This is a genomic window from Plantibacter cousiniae (nom. nud.) (genome assembly GCF_977070315.1).
Genome location: NZ_CDRVEU010000006.1, coordinates 60,929 through 79,751, shown reverse-complemented (window position 1 = coordinate 79,751; position 18,823 = coordinate 60,929). Strand labels below are relative to the sequence as shown.

Annotated in this window: 12 protein-coding genes; 11 read left to right on the top strand and 1 reads right to left on the bottom strand. The window is 61.5% G+C overall.

Annotation, left to right across the window (positions count from 1 at the left end; genetic code table 11):
- Positions 1 to 82 precede the first annotated feature (82 nt).
- Genes waaF through ACW55A_RS13415 form a run of 7 tightly spaced genes read left to right on the top strand, consistent with a single transcriptional unit; the run spans position 83 to position 7,066 of the window.
- Positions 83 to 1,117 (top strand): lipopolysaccharide heptosyltransferase II, encoded by a 1,035-nt coding sequence (gene waaF, locus ACW55A_RS13445; RefSeq protein ID WP_003366215.1) that lies wholly within the window; start codon positions 83 to 85, stop codon positions 1,115 to 1,117.
- A gap of 2 nt (positions 1,118 to 1,119) precedes the next feature.
- Positions 1,120 to 2,184 (top strand): lipopolysaccharide heptosyltransferase I, encoded by a 1,065-nt coding sequence (gene waaC, locus ACW55A_RS13440; protein ID WP_455808245.1) that lies wholly within the window; start codon positions 1,120 to 1,122, stop codon positions 2,182 to 2,184.
- Entirely contained in the window at positions 2,184 to 3,305 is a 1,122-nt protein-coding gene (locus ACW55A_RS13435; protein WP_455808244.1) for a glycosyltransferase family 4 protein, read from the top strand. The genes waaC and ACW55A_RS13435 overlap by 1 nt, the downstream gene beginning before the upstream one ends.
- Positions 3,305 to 4,111 carry a lipopolysaccharide core heptose(I) kinase RfaP gene (rfaP, locus tag ACW55A_RS13430; RefSeq protein ID WP_003431990.1) on the top strand — a complete coding sequence of 269 codons (807 nt, stop codon included), beginning with the start codon at positions 3,305 to 3,307 and terminating at the stop codon, positions 4,109 to 4,111. The genes ACW55A_RS13435 and rfaP overlap by 1 nt, the downstream gene beginning before the upstream one ends.
- Positions 4,111 to 4,845, top strand: a complete 735-nt coding sequence (locus ACW55A_RS13425) for a lipopolysaccharide kinase InaA family protein (protein WP_003431987.1) — start codon at positions 4,111 to 4,113, stop codon at positions 4,843 to 4,845. The genes rfaP and ACW55A_RS13425 overlap by 1 nt, the downstream gene beginning before the upstream one ends.
- Positions 4,842 to 5,621, top strand: coding sequence for a lipopolysaccharide kinase InaA family protein (locus ACW55A_RS13420; protein WP_044309315.1), 780 nt, complete (start codon positions 4,842 to 4,844; stop codon positions 5,619 to 5,621). The genes ACW55A_RS13425 and ACW55A_RS13420 overlap by 4 nt, the downstream gene beginning before the upstream one ends.
- Positions 5,621 to 7,066, top strand: coding sequence for a lipopolysaccharide kinase InaA family protein (locus tag ACW55A_RS13415; protein ID WP_455808243.1), 1,446 nt, complete (start codon positions 5,621 to 5,623; stop codon positions 7,064 to 7,066). Before ACW55A_RS13420 ends, ACW55A_RS13415 begins: the two co-directional genes overlap by 1 nt.
- Positions 7,067 to 7,194: 128 nt before the next feature.
- Here the strand turns inward: ACW55A_RS13415 and ACW55A_RS13410 are convergent, their stop codons facing one another.
- Entirely contained in the window at positions 7,195 to 13,323 is a 6,129-nt protein-coding gene (locus ACW55A_RS13410; RefSeq protein WP_498811330.1) for a membrane-targeted effector domain-containing toxin, read from the bottom strand.
- A gap of 301 nt (positions 13,324 to 13,624) precedes the next feature.
- On the opposite strand from ACW55A_RS13410, the gene ACW55A_RS13405 reads away from it, so the two are divergent.
- The 4 genes from ACW55A_RS13405 to ACW55A_RS13390 are packed head-to-tail and all read left to right on the top strand — an operon-like array spanning position 13,625 to position 18,798.
- Complete coding sequence (locus ACW55A_RS13405; protein WP_003431977.1) at positions 13,625 to 15,382, top strand: carbamoyltransferase family protein; 1,758 nt, start codon at positions 13,625 to 13,627, stop codon at positions 15,380 to 15,382.
- Positions 15,366 to 16,496, top strand: coding sequence for a glycosyltransferase (locus ACW55A_RS13400; RefSeq protein WP_003366226.1), 1,131 nt, complete (start codon positions 15,366 to 15,368; stop codon positions 16,494 to 16,496). The genes ACW55A_RS13405 and ACW55A_RS13400 overlap by 17 nt, the downstream gene beginning before the upstream one ends.
- Positions 16,496 to 17,392 carry an antimicrobial resistance protein Mig-14 gene (locus ACW55A_RS13395; RefSeq protein WP_024663062.1) on the top strand — a complete coding sequence of 299 codons (897 nt, stop codon included), beginning with the start codon at positions 16,496 to 16,498 and terminating at the stop codon, positions 17,390 to 17,392. The genes ACW55A_RS13400 and ACW55A_RS13395 overlap by 1 nt, the downstream gene beginning before the upstream one ends.
- Positions 17,389 to 18,798: a PIG-L family deacetylase gene (locus ACW55A_RS13390; RefSeq protein WP_455808241.1), complete on the top strand. Its 1,410-nt coding sequence runs from the start codon at positions 17,389 to 17,391 to the stop codon at positions 18,796 to 18,798. The genes ACW55A_RS13395 and ACW55A_RS13390 overlap by 4 nt, the downstream gene beginning before the upstream one ends.
- Positions 18,799 to 18,823: the final 25 nt, after the last annotated feature.

The window sequence follows — 18,823 nt, the reverse complement described above, 5'->3', positions numbered from 1 at the left end:
ACAGGGAGGCGACAGGTTGTGTGGGAATGTCACGCAGTCTGATCGGCCTCCCTGATCGTTTCTGGTCGTTTTTGGATAGAACATGAAAATTCTGATCGTTGGGCCTAGCTGGGTCGGTGACATGGTGATGGCACAAACGCTGTTCCAGTGTCTGAAACAGCGTCATCCCGAGTGCGAAATCGACGTGCTGGCCCCTGAATGGAGCCGTCCGATACTGGAACGCATGCCGGAGGTTCGCGCTGCGCTGAGTTTTCCGCTGGGGCACGGTGCCCTGGAACTGGCGACCCGTCGCCGGATCGGCAAGTCTCTGGCCGGCCAATACGATCAGGCTATCCTGCTGCCCAATTCGCTGAAATCCGCGCTGGTGCCGTTTTTCGCCGGCATTCCGAAACGTACCGGTTGGCGCGGCGAGTTTCGCTACGGCCTGCTCAACGACGTGCGGACCCTCGACAAGCAGCGCTACCCGCTGATGATCGAACGTTTCATGGCCCTGGCCTTCGACAAGGGCACCGAGTTGCCGCGTCCTTACCCGCGGCCGAGCCTGCGTATCGACCCGACCACGCGTGATGCCGCACTGAGCAAATTCGGTCTGACCCTGGATCGCCCGGTATTGGCGCTATGCCCCGGCGCGGAGTTCGGTGAGTCCAAGCGCTGGCCCGCCGAGCATTACGCACAGGTCGCCGACGCGAGCATTCGCGAAGGCTGGCAGGTCTGGCTGTTCGGCTCGAAAAAAGATCACCCGGTCGGTGAGAGCATTCGTCAGGAGCTGATTCCCGGCCTGCGCGAGGAGTCCGTCAACCTCAGTGGCGAGACCTCGCTGGCCGAAGCCATTGACCTGCTGTCGTGCGCCGATGCCGTGGTGTCCAACGATTCCGGCCTGATGCACGTGGCCGCAGCGCTGAACCGTCCGCTGGTGGCTGTCTACGGTTCGACCTCGCCGGGCTTCACGCCGCCGCTGGCCGACGCAGTCGAGGTGGTGCGTCTGGGCATCGAGTGCAGCCCGTGCTTTGAGCGCACCTGCCGTTTCGGCCATTACAACTGCATGCGTCTGCTTGAGCCGGACGCCGTGACTCAGGCGCTGAGCCGCCTGAGTAGCACGCCGGTGGAGGTTGCCTGATTTTGCGGGTACTGCTGATCAAGACGTCTTCACTGGGTGATGTGATTCATGCCTTGCCCGCGCTGACCGATGCGGCGCGTGCGCTGCCCGGCATTCGCTTCGACTGGGTGGTCGAGGAGGGCTTCGCGGAGATTCCCGCCTGGCATCCGGCGGTCGACAGGGTGATCCCGGTGGCGATTCGCCGCTGGCGCAAGCACCTCTTGCAAACCTTCAGGTCCGGGGAATGGCGGCGCTTCAAACAGCAGGTGCGCGAACAGCGCTATGATCTGGTGATCGATGCGCAGGGCCTGTTCAAAAGTGCCTGGCTGACACGCTATGTCGATGCACCGGTGGCCGGTCTGGACCGCGATTCGGCACGCGAGCCGGTCGCCAGTCGCTTTTATGATCGCGCTTTTCCAGTGGCACGCGGGCAACATGCGGTCGAACGGTTGCGCCAGTTGTTCGCTCAGGCACTGGGTTATTCACAGCCGTCCGGCATGGGCGATTACGGTCTCAAGCCCCTGGCGACTCTGGACGACAATTTGCAGGCCCCGTTCGTGCTGTTCCTGCATGGCACGACCTGGGACACCAAGCACTGGCCTGAGCTGTACTGGCGACAGCTGGCCGAATTGATGGCAGCACGCGGCCTGCAAGTGCAGTTGCCGTGGGGCAACCCGGCAGAAAAGGCCCGCGCCGAGCGCATTGCCGAGGGTCTGAGCAGTGCTCACGTGCTGCCAAAGCTCAATCTGGCAGGCGTTGCGCGGGTGCTGGCCAGCGCGCAGGCGTGCGTCGCGGTAGACACCGGCATCGGGCACCTGGCCGCTGCACTGGATGTGCCGACCATTTCCCTGTTTGGCCCGACCAATCCGGGCCTGACCGGGGCCTACGGCAAGTCGCAGGTGCATCTGGCCAGCGATTATCCGGGCTGCACGCCGTGCCTGCAAAAGAAATGCACGTACCAACCGACCGCCGACGATCAGCGCCGGTTCGACCTTAAGCGCGAGTGGCCGATGTGCTTCACTCGCTTGAATCCCGAGCGAGTAGCGAGCCAATTGGGCGCGCTGTTGCTGGCAAAGGAACCTGGCTGATGCAACTGGCTTTTGTACTCTACAAATACTTCCCGTTCGGCGGCCTGCAACGCGACTTCATGCGCATCGCGCTGGAGTGCCAGCAGCGCGGCCATCAGATCCGTGTGTATACCCTGATCTGGGAAGGCGATGTGCCGCCCGGTTTCGAGGTGCTGGTGGCGCCGGTCAAGGCGTTCTTCAATCATCGGCGCAACGAAAAGCTCAGCGCCTGGATGGAAGCGGACCTGGCCAAACGCCCGGTGGACCGCCTGATCGGTTTCAACAAGATGCCCGGTCTGGATGTGTATTACGCCGCCGACGGCTGCTTCGAGGACAAGGCGCAGAACCTGCGCAGCCCGCTGTATCGCAAGTGGGGCCGTTATCGCCACTTTGCTGACTACGAGCGCGCGGTGTTCGGCAAAGACTCGAAAACTCAGGTGTTGATGATTTCCGAAGTGCAGCAGCCGCTGTTCATCAAGCATTACGACACCCCGCCGTCGCGCTTCCATTTGCTGCCGCCGGGGATTTCCCAGGATCGCCGCGCGCCGCCGGATGCCCCTGACATTCGTGCAGGCTTTCGCAAGGAATTCGGCCTGGCCGACGATGACCTGCTATTGGTGCAGATCGGCTCCGGTTTCAAGACCAAGGGCGTGGATCGCAGCCTGAAGGCACTCGCGGCTCTGCCCGCCGAACTCAAGAAACGCACGCGGCTATTTGTAATCGGTCAGGACGACCCCAAAGTATTCCAATTGCAGAGCGCGGCGCTCGGCCTGGGTGATCAGGTGACCTTCATGAAAGGGCGCAGCGACATTCCGCGTTTTCTGCTGGGCGCCGACCTGCTGATTCATCCGGCCTACAACGAAAACACCGGGACCGTGCTGCTCGAAGCGCTGGTTGCCGGTTTGCCGGTCCTGGTCAGCGCGGTCTGTGGTTACGCTCACTATATAGCCGAGGCCGATTGCGGGCGGGTGCTGGACGAGCCGTTCGAGCAGGCGCAGCTCAATCGCTACCTGTCGGACATGCTTGAGGACGATGCCGCACGCAGCGCGTGGTCGCGCAATGGCCTGACCTTTGCCGACACGGCGGACCTTTACAGCATGCCGCAACACGCTGCGGATGTGATTCTGGCGGAGCACTATTGATGAAGCTGTTCCTTGCTGAGCCGTTCAAGAGCCTGTGGGCGGGGCGCGATGCGTTCGTCGAGGTCGAAGGCCTGAGCGGCGAGGTCTACCGTGAACTGGAAGGGCGCCGCACGCTGCGCACCGAGGTCGACGGGCGCGGTTACTTCGTCAAGATCCACCGTGGCATTGGCTGGGGCGAGATCGCCAAGAACCTGGCAACCGCCAAGCTGCCGGTACTTGGCGCGGGCAAGGAGTGGGACGCCATCGAGCGTCTGCATGAAGTCGGCGTCCCGACCATGACGGCCGTGGCCTATGGTGAACGTGGCAGCAACCCCGCCGCGCAGCACTCGTTCATCGTCACCGAAGAACTGGCACCGACCACCAGCCTCGAAGATGTCAGCCTCAACTGGCGCAACGAGCCGCCCGAGCCGCGTCTGAAGAGAGCCTTCATTACCGAAGTCGCCCGCATGGTCGGCATGATGCACCGCGCAGGCGTCAATCATCGCGACTGCTACATCTGCCATTTTCTGTTGCACACCGACAAGCCGGTGACCGCTGACGATTTCAAACTGTCGGTCATCGACCTGCACCGTGCCCAGACCCGCCGTGCGATCACGCCGCGCTGGCGTAACAAGGACCTGGCCGCGCTGTACTTTTCGGCGCTGGACATTGGCCTCACCCGCCGCGACAAACTGCGTTTTCTCCAGGGCTATTTCCAGAAGCCGTTGCGCGAAATCCTGCTCAAGGAAGCGGCATTGCTGACCTGGCTGGATAAAAAAGCCGACAAGTTGTATCAGCGCAAAGTGCGCTACGGAGATGCACTCTGATGGCGGGCTGGAAGCTCGAGCCCGAGTACGCTTTCCTGGAGCCGGAATTCGGTAGCCTGGACGCCGTGTTTGCCCTGCAGGGCCAGCAGTTGACCCGCGACCCGCTGTCCGACGTCATCCGCGTCGAGCGCGCCGGTGTCTACTACTACGTCAAGCGCTACGTGGGTGCGGGCAAGGGTCTGCGCCGCTATATGGGCAGGCCGAGGGTCAAGTCCGAATGGCAGAACCTCAAGCGTTTCGCCAAATGGGGCATTCCGACCGCGGAGGTGGTGGCCTGGGGGCTGGAGCGCAACGGCGCGGCGTATGATCGCGGCGCACTGATCACGCGTGGCTTGCCGAACACCGAAGACTTGTCGGCACTGGCGCAACGCAAGGATCCGCGACTGACCGACCGCCATTGGGTCGACGCGATCAGCCGCCAGCTGGCTGCCTTCACCCGGATCATGCACGACAACCATTTCACACATAATGATTTGAAATGGCGCAACCTGTTGGTCGATAACGAAGGCAAGCTGTTTTTCATCGATTGCCCCAACGGCGCATTCTGGTGGAGCTTCATGCTGCGCTATCGGATCACCAAGGATCTGGCCTGCCTGGACAAGGTCGCCAAGTATCACTTGTCGGCCACCCAGCGCCTGCGCTTCTACCTGCAATACCGCCAGCGAACGCGTTTGAACGCCTCCGACAAAAAACGTATCCGACATATCGTCAGCTTTTTCGAGGGCCGTGAATGAGCGTTTTTATTGCCAGTGCCGACCAGCCTTTACTGGCGCGTCACAACCTGGCTGATTTTGAATCGCTTTGGAACATCAGACTCGATGCGGTCGATGAGCCCAATACCGGGCGCGGCGGCTGGAGCAGCGTGTTCCGCCTCGATCTGGACGGTCAGGGTTTTTACCTCAAGCGTCAGAGCAATTACCTGACTCACACGTTGCATCATCCGTTTGGCGAACCGTCGTTCTCGCGCGAGTTTCGTAACATCAGTCGCTATCGCAAGCTGGGGATTCCGGCACTGCAAGCGGTGTTCTATGGCGAGCGCAAGGTCGACGGCGAGCGCCGGGCGATCCTGATGACGCGTGCGCTGGACGGCTGGACCGATCTCGACGAACTGTTGCAGCAGTGGAACCAGATGGAGGCCGCTCAGCGTCTGGCAATACTGCACGCCTGCGGTCAGCTGGCGCGCACGCTGCACGGCGCCGGACAGGTGCATGGCTGCTTCTATCCCAAGCATATTTTTCTTCAGGCAGCCGGTACGGGGTATCAGGCGCAATTGATCGACCTGGAAAAAACCCGCCCGGTGATCTTCGGCAAGCGTGACCTTGCCCGCGACCTCGAACCGCTGATGCGCCGCGCGCCGATGTGGAATGAGGCGGATCGGCGTGAGCTGCTGGCGGCTTATCTGCAAGCTACGCCGAACAGCCTGCTGGTTGACGCCTGGAGTGCGCGTCTGGGCAAGCGCGGCGCTCACAAACGAGACATCCAACACCGCGATGATAAAGAGACCCGTTGATGCGTTTGTCTGAACTCAAGACCGCTGGACGTACCCCCGAGTTGCCGATGAGCCTGACGCTGGCCGATGCTGCCGGACCGGCTGAACTGCAATTGCTGACCCTGCTGCGCGTATTGCCGGGGCAGCGCTATGTCGGGGCCGGTGTCTGGCGAGGCCGAACGGTGCTGGCAAAATTGCTGGTGGGCGACAAGGCGGCCCGACACTTTCAGCGTGAGCTGGCCGGGGTACGGCTGCTTGCCGAACAGGGCCTGACCACACCACTGCTGCTGGCCGACGGTTTGCAGGACGGCGAGGGTGGCTGGCTGTTGTTCGAGTTTCTGGAACAGGCACCGAGCCTGGGCGATGCCTGGAACGCTGTTCAGCACCTGCCACCGCTGGCAGACGAGCAGCAAGCGGTGCTCGGCGACGCGCTGTCGGCCATTGCCCGGCAGCACGCTAAAGGCCTGTGGCAGGAAGACCTGCACCTGGACAACCTGCTGCGCCACAACGGGCAGCTGTATTTGATCGATGGCGCCGGGATTCGTGCTGAACAGGCTGGCACGCCGTTGTCCCGGCAAAAAGTGCTGGAAAATCTCGGTGTGTTCTTTGCCCAGCTGCCCAGGTCTTTCGAACCTTTCACCGAAGAGCTGCTGGTGCATTACCTGTTGAGCAATGCCGAGCATGGTTTGCCGATGGAAGCGCTGCAAAAGCAGATCGACAAGGTGCGCAGCTGGCGGCTCAAGGACTTCATGAGCAAGACCGTGCGCGACTGCAGTCTGTTCAGTGTCGAGGACAGCGCTTCGGTGTTCCGCGCCATTCGCCGCGAGGAAGAGCCTGCGATGCTACCGGTGCTGAGTCAGGCGGATGCCTTGCTCGACAAGGGGCATCTGTACAAGACCGGCGGCGCGGCGAGTGTCGGGCGGGTTGAGGTCAATGGTCGTCAACTGGTCATCAAACGCTACAACATCAAGAATTTCAGCCACTGGCTCAAGCGCTTCTGGCGCCCCAGCCGAGCCTGGCATTCATGGCGCGAAGGTAACCGGTTGATGTTCCTTGGCATTGCCACACCCAAACCGCTGGCAGTGCAGGAAAAGCGCTTTCTCGGCTTACGCAGCAAGGCCTGGCTGGTGACCGAGTTCATCGATGGGCCGGACATCATCGAACGCTTCGCTCCCTATGTGGAAAACGGGGATGCGCCAGAGGTCGAACTGTTGGCGCTGGACCGGCTTTTCGCGCAGCTTATCCAGGAGCGTATCAGCCATGGCGATTTCAAGGGGCATAACCTGTTCTGGCACATCGATCGCTGGGCGATGATTGATCTTGACGCCATGCAGCAGCACAGCTCGCAATCGTCATTCGCCGCGGCCTACGCCCGAGACCGGGCTCGCTTCATGCGCAACTGGCCGACGCAGAGCGCGCTGCACCAGTTGCTGGAACAGCGCTTGCCGAAGCTTGTGACAGACTGAGCCCAGCTGACTCTCGTGCCAGCGCAGAGCGCTCACCGGTAAGTGCAGATTATCGTGCCAATGCTCCGGCGTTGGCATGCAGTTCCGGACGCTCCGCGTCCTCTGTGTGACGCGGAGCATCGGCATCCTCAGGTGATGCGTGTGAGGTTCATTGCTTCGAGTGCTGCCACCAGTGCATCGATGTCGTCGAAGGGTTTGAGGTGGATGCGCGGCCAGCGCAGACGTTCGATGTACAGTTTGCCTTCGGCATTGCGCAGTACCGGTGTGTGGTGAATCCAGGTGTCGCGGGCGCGATGGACGATGGTTTGCAGATTGCCTTCACCCTCCTGTATCAGAAACATTCCAGGCCTGGAAAGGCGTTTCTCGATGCTTGGCAGCCTGACCGGCTGTGAGCGCAGTACTTCCATCTCCACCCGATAATCAGCTTTGATGTAGACCTTTTCATCCGCTATGCCACCCGAGACGAGCTCCCCCGGATCCAGCGTTATTCCCCTCGAATGCCCCGGAGCCACATCGACGACCCGCAGGCCGATCCCGCCTTCCAGTTCGGCAATGCCAGGCACGACGCCCTGATAGGTATTGGAGTGGCTGTTGCCCACCAGCGCGATCCATTTGTGCGAGCCCATCACGTCCTGATGCCTGCGGATCGTGCGCGAGGCAAAGTAATTCATCATTTGCTGGCGGGTAATGGACTCTTGATAGGCGATGCCTTTGAGGTGGTAACTGCTTGCGCAATCGATGGCGCGAATCTCCAGACCTTGCTGCCGTGCCCTGATGATCAGCCGTTCGAAGGTGTAGATCCCGGCCGGATCGGTGTGATACCCGCGGTCCAGGGTTTTCAGGTCATGCAGCAAGGTTTTACTCATCTGCCCCGTTTCAAGGAAATGATCCAGATCCGCCTGATGCAGATCGCTCAGCAGGTGCTCCATGTACAGCGTTTTGACGTTCTGCTGCGACAGCAGCGGCAGGTTGTCGATAATCAGCTTTTTGCTGGCGAGCGAAGAGTGTGACTCGCCAATAACCAGGCCTTCGGTATGGCGATACAGGGTTTCAAGCAGTCCGGCAGTGCTTGTCTGCGCTTCGATCGCCGGTAACGTCGGGCGAGGCGGCAGTTGAGCCGCGCTGATCCGGGCGGCGTCCTGTCGTAGCGTCGTGCGCCGCAGGTCGAATGTATTGCGCACAGTGTCGAGTTCGATGTCTTCAAAAAAATACTCCATATCAAGGCCCTTCTTTTCGAAGTTCGCCAGGCCATGCAGCGTTGTTCTGGTCTCCATCGGCATTTCGTAGGTGGCATCGGTCAGCGATTGCTGGATGGCGGTCATCGGCCTGTCAACGCTCCAGTCATCGGGCTCCACGCGTAGCCAGGTATCGTTTTCGTCCAGAACAAACCCGTAATCACCCGTCCAGCGCTCAACCCCGGCAATCGCGGCCGGGTCGCCCAGCTCGCGGATCAGCACGTCATCCAGCGCAGTGGCAGGCGGTAGCGGTTGGGCGGGCAGCGTCGGGTCGGCAAACGCTATGCTGAAGTCATAGTGAGTCGGCGTGTTTTCATGCATCAGGTCCGCGCTTTGCCTGATGCGTGTCGGTCGTCCGGCAGGGAGGTCCTGGACATGCACGCTGACGGCCCCTTGCATTTCAGCGATGCCGGGCACTTGATCGTGGGTCGTGGCAAGCTTCTGGTCGAGCAGTGCTACCCAGCGTCTGGCAGAGGCCGGCTCGATGTCGTGGCTGATAACCTTGTGGCCGAAGAAATTGCTCATTTTCATGGCGGCTGCCGGGTCATCGGAAGCGCTCAGCACCGTATGGCCGAGAAACGGATAGCTGATCGACGAACTGAATGGGCGCACCTCGATCCCGTAACGGTGGGCTGCCTTGATCAGGTGGTAGTAATCGAATTCGGTGCTTGTGTTGTTCAGGGCGCCGCGATTGGTCTCTTGCAGGTAATACTTGAGTTCATGAGAGCCGGAGCGACTCTTTTTACCCAGTTGGCGATACCTGGCCAGCTTGCGAAGGTGTTTGTCGATCAGCAGGTGCTCGATGTACAGCACCTCGACACGCTGCTCTGCGAGCAAGGGCATGTTGAGCAGGAGCAGACGCTTGCTGGCCACCGACTTCGGGGCTTCGCTGAACACCAGCCCGTTAGTGTGACTGAAGATGTGCTTGATGAGTGTGTCGACACTGCCGGGCAGTTCATAGGTGGGCAGGGTCGGCCTGGGTGGAGGCGTGAATCGGGCAAAAAAGGCCTGGGCGTCCTGATAGAGCTTTTCCCGGCGTGCCGCGAAGGTCTGGCGCACCTCGGTGAAATACGTTTCGAAATAGACTTCCAGGCCTGCGCCGGTCGGATCGAAGGCTTCCTTGCTGATGACGACATCCAGATGCGCGCGCATGCCGCCAGGCATCTGATAGTCGCTCAGGATATTCAGCGAGCTTGAGCTTGCGCTGGCGTCCTCAGGCAGCGGGCGATAAGTGCCCGGACCGTCCAGCCCGCCGCCGCCCAGGCGCTGCCGTTGGACGACTTGCCACAGGCCCTGGTCATTCAGACGAACCGGCTGTTTGCCGAAGAAGGCGAACGGATTGGCCGGGTCGATGATCTGCCAGTACCGCCCGTGTGCGTCGTATTGAACCTCAAAGGCCCGGTCTGACAGCTGGATATAGTGTTTTCCATTGATCGCATGCACGCCTTTTGCGTGACCATCAGCGATACGTGGCACGTTATCCAGCGAAATGTCGACGGCCAGGTCGAGGCGCAAACCGGATGGTGCGCGCTGCGCTGCTGGGGGCGGGGGGAGAAGTGGCTGCCAGGCGCCACCGAGTTCGCGTGCAGCGAACTGACCGGTTGCCCGCGGGGGTGCCGAGGCGACAGGGGACGCTTGGAAAACCGCAGCATGCCCGTGGACGTTGGGCGTGCCGAGCAGCAATACATGCTCTTGCAGCTCTACCGGGTACAGATCCTCGTAACGCGGCAGAGAAGGCTGGCGCTGGAACGAACGTAGCACCGGGGTCGAATGCTGACCGCTCTCAAGTTGATGCAACACACCGCCAAGTCCTTTCAGGCCCACCAGCAAATCGCTGCCTGCACCGAGGCCGTTGAGCAGTGCCGACAGCATGTAGCTCGTGGCGCGCTCCCGGTCGCCCGCGCTCAGCGCAACCAGCGCCTGCCCGCTGTCATGCAATGAAATCAGGCTGCCCACCGCAAAGCTTGCCGGCGGAAAGGGCAGGGTCAGGGCCGTGGCAATGATTTCGACACTGACCCAGATCAGCTTCGCCAGCATGTCGTTGCGACCCGTGGTGGTTTCTTCCACATCACGCAACCTGCGCTCCAGCGGCCGGTTGAAACAGGTATCGGCAACGTCTGAGATAAATGCCTTGGGGATGACCGGAGGCTTGTTGGCGTTGCCCTTCTGCATGTCCCGCAGGAAGAACGACAGGGTCCGGCGTGCCTTGATGCGGCAGCGATCCTTGTAGTAATCGATCATCCCTTCGCTATCCAGCGAGCTCACGAAGTCGCTGAACAGGCGGAATTCGATACCGTCAGGTGCCTGCGGCGTATAAAGCAGCGCGGCGTGTCGGATCTGCGTCGGCAAAATGACCAGGCAGCCCTGAACGGTTTCGATGTGGGTCAGCAGCGGGCCGGGGATAACCAGTTGATCGACATCGGTCAGGCCCGAGGCGATCAGCGGTTTATCCACATGTATTTGCAGGGGATACAGCGGGTATCGCTCGCGTGAAGCCGAGTCGCTCAGGTGCGCGTTATCCAGTGATTGCTTGAGCCAGACATACTGCGTGGGCTCGATATGACCTTTCAGAAGGCTGCGCAGTGCAGCGGCCTTCATCTGCAGTTGGGTGATCATCACGCTGCATTGGCGGCGGTAGGCGTAGCCATCGTTTTCGCTGTTCAGCAGGGTGTTTCTGATCAGCGCAATGTACTCGTCGGCCAGCCACTGGCCACGCACCGAGCCTGCGACCGCCGCAGGTGACAGTGCGCTCAGGTCGATACCCGGCGGGCCGCTGAACGTGGCGTCGGTGGCTGCTGACGTGCGTAAGGGGTCGATGCTGTCGTTGTAGCCGTTGAGCAGCATGTCGGTGTAGGTCAGCGTTTCGCGCTCGCTGGTGATCACGATCAGGTCAGGGTCTACCGTACCTGCAGGGACGCCCAGCAGTTTGCCGATCTGCTGGCTGGCTCGCTGGTGTACGTAATCCTGGAACGACTGAACCCTGGTGTGCGGCTGGGCCTGATAGTTGCCGAGCGCGCCATCGATGGCGTGTTCAAGGGCCAGTAATTCCCGGCGCTGGGCATGGCTGGCACGCAGGTACCAGTCCGGGGTATGGCGGGCCTGCTCTGAGAGCAATACGCGGGTCTGCTCGTCGGTAAAACTGCGCAGTGCGGTCTCGCAGTCGGGGTGCTCGATGAATTGCAGAAAGTCCTTTGCGGGCTGGGGTTTTTCGCTGAGGGCCGTCAGTTGCGCGGCCAGTTCCGGACGCGCTGCGACCGCTACCTGATCGAGCAGCCAGGCCATCATTGCGGGCGATGCGGTCCAGCCGACCACCTCATGCAACAGCTGGGTGTCGGTGTCGAAGGCCTTGAAATACTGCTGCCCGGGTGCCTCGCTGGCGAACATGATCAGCCGTTGCGTCTGGCCTTGGGCATCCTGCTTGCGGAACACCAGTAATCTGGCCATCACGTTACGGTCGTTCAGTTTGATCTGCTGCACGCGCACCGTGGGATCAGGCGCACTCGCCGCCGTGCTGGTCAGCGCTGCGACAATGGCAAAATCATCGGGCTGGATATGCCCCTGCATCTTCGCCGCCCAGCCGAGCGTGGTCATTCGGACCCGCGCCAGTGCGCGCAGCATCCGTTGGTTGTGTTCCTGCTGACAGGCCTCGCGCTGGAAATTGCCAAACACCGCGCGCAGGTCGAGTTCATCAATCACCCCGGCAAGGTAGGTCGGGCTCAATGTCGAGTACGCAGCGTCCAGCGGCTGGCCATCGAGGGTAATAACCGTCTGGTCGAGGAAGTCCGAGCCTGCTGTCTCGTCGCCCGGATGCAGGCCATAGAGCGCCAGTTCGGTCAGTGGCAGCGTCACGTGGTAGGTCTCGCTCGTCGCTGGCAGCGTGCGACGGGTGTCGATGATCAAGGCCCGAGGGTCCAGATCATGGCCCAGGTCATTGGCCAGGCGCGCGCGCAACTGCATTTCGGCAAACCGCTCCGGCGACGCTGCGCTGCCCAGCACACTCAGCATTGCGGCATGCGCCGCGTCGTAGCGTTGCAGGTGCCGGGCATAGGTCTGCAGGTCAGCCTCGCTGGCGATCTTCATCCATTCGGGCAAGTTGCGCTGGTACTGACGTTGTCTGTTGGTCAGTTCCCGCAGCTCGAGCATGGCGGCGGGGCCTAGCAGGCCTGGCATGTCGATGGCCTGCTGGATTTGCGACTGACGCGTGAGCCGATCCGCCGTGCCGTGCTGTTCGCATGCATAACGGATGTCGTTGCGCTGTTTGTTCAGCAGCCTGTCGAACGCGTGAAGGAACGGTGCCGTGGTAACGGGCTGCAATTGCACATCGGCAGCCGTGAACGGTTCCAGGTACAGGTCTGCGTCCTGAGCCATCTCGGCCAGCCGGTCCTGATGCTGTCGTTCCGCGTTGCTGAACAGCGCATCGCGCAGTGTTGGCGTGTTGAGCCACTGCGCAAGGGTTTCGGCCATCATGGCCGGCGTGGCAAAAGCGGTGATACCAAGCCCTGGCAGCATCAATAGTGTGCGCCCCTGACCTTGGGAAATCACCAGCACGCCGGCCATTTCAATCTGTTCGTCATCGTGCAGCTGCACCCACACGGTCGAACAGGAGAGCGCCGGGCCTTGCGCCTGCTCGGGCGCCTCGGGCAGGCAGGCCAGGTAGCCACTGTCGAAATCGCGCTCGTGAATCCTGACGTGGACTTCGTCATACACAGCCCTTTGCAGGGCTGGCAAGAGGCGATCACGGCGGCTTTCACCGGTTTCGCCCGGGGCCGTCCAGTAGTCGTCGATCTGCTGCAACAGGCTGACGATCTCCGGTTCGCGTTCGGACACGTCATCGTTGTCGAGGACGCTCGGCAAGGCCTCGCCGGCCCTGGGCAGCGCGTCCAGTTCCCTGGCCAGAAGGGTGCGCAGTTCGTCGAGCCTTTTCAGCGCTGCGGACGCTTCGGGCCAGGTATCGCCGGGCGTCGTCGGTACAGGGCTCGGCGTTGAAAGGTTGAAATCCAGAGAGGGTGGTGTTTGTGTCATGACAGGCTTTCCATTGCGCAAGGCGCTGAGGTTTGATCGGCGGCCTCGGGGGCTGCGACTAAAGGCCTCAATTAATCAGATGCAACGGGCAGCAACGTCGTAGATAAATATGCAGCGTGGCGAAAGAGACGTTTCGCACACCGTCTGGCGGGCCGCCTTCAGTGACATTTCAGCGCGTCGAGCCAATCGTTGGTCATTACGCTATAATCCCGCCCTTTAGCTGCCCTCAGCCCGCTGTGCGGGGGCACACCTTTTCTCGGGCGCCCTGCGCCTGCATGCAGACTAAAGAGGCTAGACACTAGTGGCATTGACGATCCTTGGCCTGTCCGGCGCCCTTAGCCATGATCCTTCCGCAGCGCTTTACATCGACGGCAAGCTGATAGCAGCGGCCGAAGAAGAGCGCTTCGTTCGTGACAAGCACGCAAAGAACCGCATGCCCTACGAGTCGGCGAAGTTCTGTCTGGAACAGGCAGGCATCAAGCCTTCGGATGTCGACGTGGTCGCGATTCCGTTCGCCCCGATCAGCCTGTTCGGCAAGGCCCGCTGGCACTACGCCAAGCGTTACTGGTACGCGCCGGATCGCGCCCTCGATGCGCTGCTGATGGGTAATCGCCGTTACAAGCGCTATCGCAACAAGATTGTCTGGTGCCTCGAGCAACTGGGCTTCGATCCGAAAAAGATCAAGATCGAGCCGGTCGAGCACCATCTGGCCCATGCTTCCAGTGCCTACCATTGTTCCGGTTTCACCGAGAAAACCGCGATCATGGGCATCGACGGCAAGGGCGAGTACGCCACGACCTTCTTCGGCTACGGTGAAAACGGCAAGATCCACAAGATCAAGGAATTCTTCGATCCGGACTCGCTGGGCGGCCTGTACGGCGCGATTACCGAGTTCCTCGGTTTCGAGATGCTCGACGGCGAATTCAAGGTCATGGGCATGGCACCGTACGGCGATGCCAGCAAGTATGATTTTTCGCGTCTGGCGACCTTCGAGAATGGCGAGCTGGTCATCAATACCGAGCTGGCCAACGTCATCGGCCTGCGTCGCTACAAAGAGAACGGCAAGGGCTTCTACTTCTCGCCGAAGCTGATCGAATGGCTCGGCCCGAAACGCGTGGGTGACGTGGCCGACGAACCTTACATTCACTACGCCGCGAGCATGCAGGCGCTGTTCGAAAAGCTCGCGCTGCAGATGATGGATCACTACCTGGGTGACATCCTCAAGGAAACCGGCAAGATCGCCTTCGCCGGTGGCTGTGCGCTGAACGTCAAATTGAACCAGCGCATCATCGCCCGCCCTGAAGTCAAAGAGCTGTTCGTGCAGCCTGCGTCCGGCGATGCCGGTACGGCGGTGGGCGCGGCGGCTTACGTATCGCACGCCCGCGGTGTGCCGGTCGAGAAGATGGAACACGTCTACCTCGGCCCTGCGTACAGCAACGAAGATGTAATCGCGGCCTGTGCCCGTCACCCGAGCAAGCCGGTCTGGCGCCAGATCGACAACACGCCGGAGCGGATTGCCGAGATCATGGTCAAGGGCAACCCGGTTGCCTGGTTCCAGGGGCGCATGGAGTTCGGTCCGCGCGCACTGGGCGGTCGTTCCATCATCGGTTGCCCGAGCGTCACCGGCGTGGCCGACCGCATCAACCATCAGATCAAGTTCCGTGAGCGCTGGAGGCCTTTCTGCCCGTCGATGCTCGACACCGTCGCCCCGCAGATGATCAAGATCGATCACCCGGCACCGTTCATGACCTTCACCTTCGAAGTGGCCGAAGAGTGGAAAACCCGCGTTCCGGAAGTCGTCCATGAAGACGGCACCTCCCGAGCCCAGGTGCTCAAGCGCGAATACAACCCGCGCTATTACGACATGATGAAAGCGCTGGAAAACCTGACCGGCAATGGCGTGTCCCTGAACACCTCGCTGAACCGCCGTGGCGAACCGATGATCTGCTCGCCGACCGATGCGCTGAACATGTTCTTCGGCTCGGACCTTGAGTACCTGATCATGGAAGACATCCTGGTGGTAAAAGAGGGCGTCGAGGCTTATGACACGCTCGGTTGAACGTCACGTACTGCAGTTCTGTCACGGCTATGACGGGCCGTTTCTGGACTGCGCGCGGCAATACGCCAGCCTGTTCGCCGGCAAGGGCTATCGGGTGACGACGGTGTTTCTGACCGGTGCCGCCGATCCGGATGTCGTCGCTGACTGCGGTTCGGACGAAGTGCTGTTCATGGAATACAGCTCCAGCGCCATTCGTGGCCTGAAGCTGGGCGCCATTCGGGACCTGCGCAAGATTGCCGCGACGCGCTCGTTCAGCTTTTGCATCGCGCACCGCTTCAAGCCGGTGTACATCGCACTGTTGGCGACGAAGTTGCCGGTGATCGGTGTACATCATGCGTTCGGCGATTACCACCGGCGCAGTCGCAAGCTGTTCGCCAACCTGTTTCGCAAGCGCCTGAGCCTGCTCGGTGTTTCCGATGCGGTCCGCGACGACATGCGCAGCAGCCTCCCCAAGTGGCCGGCCGAGCGCATTCAGACGTTGTACAACCGGATCGATGTCGAGCAACTGCAGGGCAGTCAGTTTTCCGCTGAAGATGCCCGCGCAGAGCTGGGTCTGTCGGCATCGGCCTGGATTGTCGCCAATGTCGGTCGCCTGCATCCCGACAAGGATCAGGCCACGCTGTTGCGCGGTTTTGCCGAGGCGCTGCCCGATCTTCCCGAGAACAGCCAACTGGTGATTCTCGGCAAGGGTCGCCTGGAAGAAAGCCTCAAGGCCCTGGCGCTGGAGCTGGGCATCGGCCCGCAGGTGCTTTTCCTCGGCCAAGTGCCTGATGCGCGCCGCTACTTCAAGGCATTCGACGTGTTCGCCCTGAGCTCGGACCACGAACCGTTCGGCATGGTCCTGCTGGAAGCGATGGTCGCCGGTGTCCCGCTGGTTGCAACCTCATGCGGCGGTGCCAGGGAAGTGGTCGAAGACGTCGGCCTGCTGTTCCCGCTGGGTGATGTACATAGCCTGGCAAACGGCCTGGTGCATATGGCCGGCCTCGACGCCGAACAACGTCAGGACTGTGCCGAGCGCATGCTGTTGCGCTTGCGCGAGCGGTTTTCCGACCATGCTGTGCGTAATGTTTTCTGGCGTCTGCCACAAGTCTCCAGCCTGACAGCGGGGGCCTGATGCTCAATCGATTCAAAGGCTGGCGCGAGCGTGGCTGGGTGCAGATCGATGCGGCTGCCTACGAGCAGGCCTGGCAGCGGTTTGGCGGAAGCGTCGCCACTCATCCGTTGGTGGTTGCGCGCCTGTCGGCCTTTTCCGGCATCGCTGTGCGTTATCTGGCCTGGGAGCAGGGCGGTGAAGTAAAGGCCGCGATCGCCACTTGGGATCGCTCGCTGGCGCTGTCCAAGGACGAACTCAAGCGCCATGGCAAAAAAGGGCTGTTCGACCTGGGGAATGCCGAGCTGATTCTGCCGGTGGCCGATGATATCCAGGTGCCGGTCCGCCATCGGGCCCGTTATGTGTCTTCGCTCAACGAAGGCCGCATCAGTACCTTCAAGCCACAGGCCGAATCCCTGGCGATGGCGCGCACGCCTGAAGAGCTGTCCAAGAAATTTCGTTACAACCAGCGTCGTGAGCTTCGCCTGCTCGAAGAAGCTGGCGGTACGGTAAGGCCTGTCAGCGAGTTCAGCAGCACCGAACTGGCGAGTATGTACTGCGATCTGTTTCAGCGTCGCTGGGGCTTCGAAGCGACCGGTGCCCGGCACAAGGCCGAGGTCATCGAGCTGTTGCGCGAACTGCTGATCGGTTCGGTGGTGTTTCTCAACGATGCGCCGATTGCCATTCAACTGGTGTATCGCGTCGAAGCGCCGCAGTGGGTCAGCATCGAGTACGTCAACGGCGGTGTCGATCCCGAAACCCGGGACTTCAGCCCGGGCAGCGTGCTGAGCTTCGTCAATACCCAGTCCGCCTGGGAGAACGCCCGCGCACTGGGCAAATCACTGCGTTTTTCCTTCGGTCGTGCCGACCGTGAGTACAAGGACCGATGGTGCAACCCCGTTCCGGTGTTCCAGATTTGAGTCGCAAGCAGCAACTACTCAAACGCCATCGCCGTAACAAGCGGCTGGCGTTGCTGGGTGGTCTGTTCCTGTTGATTGCGGTCGGCGTGCTGGTGGCCTGGTGGCTGGCGCCGCTGCTGGCTGTGTGTGCCTGGGTCGCTCATGAGGCCTGGTTTGCCGATCATCTGTTCTATTCGCCGTCTGACGACTATCAGTACACCTTTGCTGCCGACAGCGAAGTGCCGGGCGTCCGCCTGGACGGCGGCACGTTGCTGATGGAACCCGCCGTGCAACTGAATGGCGACGAGACGCTGGTACTGGCGCTGACGGTCAAAAGCACCTGGCTCGGACGTTTTCTCGATCCGGTGGTCGAGTTGCAAGGTCAGGGCCTGAGCGACCGGCAGGCGTTCGAGCGCGGCGTCAGTGGTGTGCGTTATCTGAACCTGACCGGGCTGGGCGAGCCGCTGGCCGCAGGTGTGCTGAAACTGCGCGGGCGTTGCTGCCGTCTGGCCGGCACGCCGCGACTCTGGCTGTTTCGCCAGCCGGATGCGCGAAAACAGCGTGTCATGGTCATCGCACCGCACGCCGATGATGCCGAACTGGCCGCGTTCGGACTGTACAGCCAGGCCGAGGAGGCGTGGATCATCACGCTGACCGCCGGTGAGATCGAGGCCGAGCATTACCGGCAGATGGGCATGGAGCGCGCCGAAGCTGCGCGCATGAAGGGCCGCTTGCGGGCCTGGGACAGTATCGCCGTGGCGCGCTGGGGCGGGGTGCCCGAGTCGCAGTGTGTGCAGTTGGGCTATTTCTGCCTGCAACTGCCCGCCATGCAGGCTTCGCCGGATATGCCGATTGGCTCGCGGGAGGCGGATCTGACCGATACCCGCCTGTTCCGTCAATTCAATACCCTGCCACTGCCCGGCGACGACGGCCAGCCGACCTGGAACAACCTGCTCGCCGACCTGCGCGCGCTGATTCTCAAGGCCCGGCCGCAGGTTGTGGTGATGCCGCATCCTGCCATCGACCCCCATCCCGATCACATCTGCGCCCAGGCTGCGGTGCGTGAAGCCCTGCTCGGGCTCGAATGGCAGCCGGACGTAGTGCTCGGTTATGCCAATCACCTGCACGACAACGACCGTTGGCCGATGGGCGATGCCTACAGCGGCATCAGCCTGCCACCGGTATTCGATGCCGCGCTGCCGCTGGTGCCGTACAGCCTGCAATTGTCGGTCGCCGCGCAACGCGACAAGGCCATGGCGTTGGGCATGATGCATGACCTGCTGCCGCCGATGCCGTTCAAGCGCCGTGTGCGCCGTCTGCTGCAGCGCGTTCTGGCCGGTCGCCACTGGCCGGCCGAGGGCGAAAACGAATTCTTCCGCAAGGCGGTGCGACGACACGAGTTGTTCTGGTGCAGCCGTGATCTCTGATTCAGCAGGCGCAGTACTGCAAGGA